This is a genomic window from Leeuwenhoekiella nanhaiensis (genome assembly GCF_002744755.1).
Lineage (GTDB): Bacteria > Bacteroidota > Bacteroidia > Flavobacteriales > Flavobacteriaceae > Leeuwenhoekiella > Leeuwenhoekiella nanhaiensis.
Window position 1 is genome coordinate 1 of sequence record NZ_KZ319324.1, and the last position, 2,338, is coordinate 2,338.

The window sequence follows — 2,338 nt, forward strand, 5'->3', positions numbered from 1 at the left end:
GGATTTTTTGTTCCTACAACCTTTCAACAGTAATTTTGTGTATTTCATCGATTATAGGTCGAAATTTAACAGTAATTATTCAAACTTTAACACTTTTCAGCTATTTAAAGTGTCTTTTGTCGTTATTTGATCATACAGTACTAAATCGTTTAATTGAGGTTTTGCGCACTTTATCGATCATTTTATGTATAAAAACGTCTTTTATNGCGCGATGTAAGAAATTGAAGCCTGACTACAGGAGCTTAGCCGCTGGTTTTAAGAGGGATAGCTATTTAAATAAACCGGATTGACTGCTATCTATTTATTATAAGACGGAAACATCGTATTTTTAGACATAAACCTGTCATAACCATGAGAACCCTTTCCATCTTACTTCTAAGCTTTTTAGTAATCGCGTGCAATACAAATCAAAAAGAGGAAACAACTCCCGAAATTCCCAAACAGCAGGAATTTGCCATCATCATACATGGCGGCGCGGGAACAATCCTGAAAAAGAATATGACCGACTCCCTGGAGCGGGCTTACAAAGCAGCACTTACCGAAGCCATACAAACCGGCTATAAAATTCTGGAAGATGGAGGCAGCAGCCTTGAGGCCGTGCAACGTACTATTAATGTGATGGAAAACTCGCCCTTGTTCAATTCGGCAAAAGGCGCTGTGTTTAACCATGAGGGTAAAAACGAACTCGACGCTTCGATTATGGACGGTGCAACCCTCAATGCAGGTGCGATTGCCGGCGTTACCACCATTAAAAACCCCATCAATCTGGCCTACGAGGTGATGGTCAATTCAGATCACGTGTTGTTGAGCGGCGAGGGAGCGGAAACTTTTGCAAAAGAACGCGGAGTTGAACTCGTAGATCCTTCGTATTTTTTTACCCAAAACCGCTACGACGCCCTACAGCGTATTCTGGAACGTGAGAAACAAGATTCGGTAAGTGCTTCTTCTGCTTTTATTGATCCCTTTATTAAAGACGAAAAGTTTGGAACCGTAGGTTGTGTGGCTCTCGATAAAAACGGAAATCTTGCCGCAGGGACATCTACCGGCGGAATGACCAATAAAAGATATAATCGCATTGGCGATTCTCCCATTATAGGTAGCGGCACCTATGCCAGCAATGCGACCTGTGGGGTTTCATCAACCGGATGGGGAGAATACTTTATCCGTGGGCAGGTCGCTTACGACATCAGCGCACAAATGGAATATGCCGGTAAAAGCCTTACCGAGGCTACGCATAATGTAATTCAGGAAAAACTTACCAAAATGGGTGGCACCGGTGGTATTGTCGCACTTGATCATTACGGCAATCCATCGATGGAATTCAACACCGAAGGGATGTACCGCGCGTATATGAACGATCAGGGTGAACTTATTCTGGGAATTTATGGGGAGAATGAAGACTGAAGAAATTAATTACATTGAGCTCACTGCATTACTCATAGCCATTGTACTTTTCATAATATCAATTCTCTTAATTGTCGTCAGCGGCAACTCCTTATCACTTGATTATTATATAGGATTTGCCGTATTAAGCAGCTCATTGTTCTTATACTTAAGAAACAAAAAATACTATGTTGTTGTATTTACACTAGCGCTTGCGGGGGGTATTTTAAACCTCTATGATCCCTTTGTTGTGAAATTAACTTTCACTCTTGTGTTTTTTCGCCTTAACATTAGCTTTATTACACTTACCATCGCCTTTTTAGCCACTAATAAAGATTTACTTAATTCCGTTTTTCCTCATAAATCTTCCCTGGAAGAAGAAATTCAGCTGGAGCAGAAAAGAGAACAACAAAAAATTCAAAAATTCATCAATCAATATCAAACAAAATCCCGTAAAGACTTAGAATACATCATATAGGGAGATAGCGGCTACGTCAATGAGGCCAAAATAGCCGCGCAACAGGTATTGGACAATCTTGATGAGGCAAAGCCTCTAACCAAACACGACTCGGGAAATACTTTTAAATCGTGAAAGAATTCAAACCCTACTACGCTGTTATCTTCACTTCCACGCAAAGCGAAAATACTTTAGGTTATAGTGAAATGGCCACACAAATGGAACACCTTGCTCAGCAGCAAGCGGGTTATTTAGGAATGGACCACGCCCGAAGCGCTATAGGGATCACCATCTCTTACTGGCAAACCGAATCAGATATCCTCAATTGGAAAAATAACCTTGATCATTTAAAAGCCCAGCACCTGGGAAAGAAAACCTGGTACGACACCTACAGCGTGCGTGTTTGTAAAGTGGAACGTGAATATCGTTTTAAGCGCAGCGCAGAATAAAATGTGCTGACTATGTATAAAAAGAAAATCCCTTCACACATGAGCTGCG

General features: G+C 41.1%; 3 protein-coding genes. All 3 read left to right on the top strand.

The genetic code is table 11. The features are described from left to right. Positions 1-351 precede the first annotated feature (351 nt). The 3 genes from CJ305_RS19195 (at position 352) to CJ305_RS19205 (ending at position 2,289) form a co-directional block, all read left to right on the top strand. Positions 352-1,404 (top strand): isoaspartyl peptidase/L-asparaginase family protein, encoded by a 1,053-nt coding sequence (locus CJ305_RS19195; RefSeq protein WP_099647834.1) that lies wholly within the window; start codon positions 352-354, stop codon positions 1,402-1,404. Then, on the top strand, positions 1,394-1,861 hold the full coding sequence (locus CJ305_RS19200; protein ID WP_099647835.1) for a hypothetical protein: 468 nt from the start codon (positions 1,394-1,396) through the stop codon (positions 1,859-1,861). The genes CJ305_RS19195 and CJ305_RS19200 overlap by 11 nt, the downstream gene beginning before the upstream one ends. A gap of 110 nt (positions 1,862-1,971) precedes the next feature. Beyond that, on the top strand, positions 1,972-2,289 hold the full coding sequence (locus CJ305_RS19205) for an antibiotic biosynthesis monooxygenase family protein (RefSeq protein ID WP_099647836.1): 318 nt from the start codon (positions 1,972-1,974) through the stop codon (positions 2,287-2,289). Positions 2,290-2,338: the final 49 nt, after the last annotated feature.

Excerpts from the sequence above, each read along its gene's own strand:
- CJ305_RS19200 (WP_099647835.1), top strand. The coding sequence starts at position 1,394 with ATGAAGACTGAAGAAATTAATTACATTGAGCTCACTGCATTACTCATA.
- CJ305_RS19195 (WP_099647834.1), top strand. The coding sequence starts at position 352 with ATGAGAACCCTTTCCATCTTACTTCTAAGCTTTTTAGTAATCGCGTGC.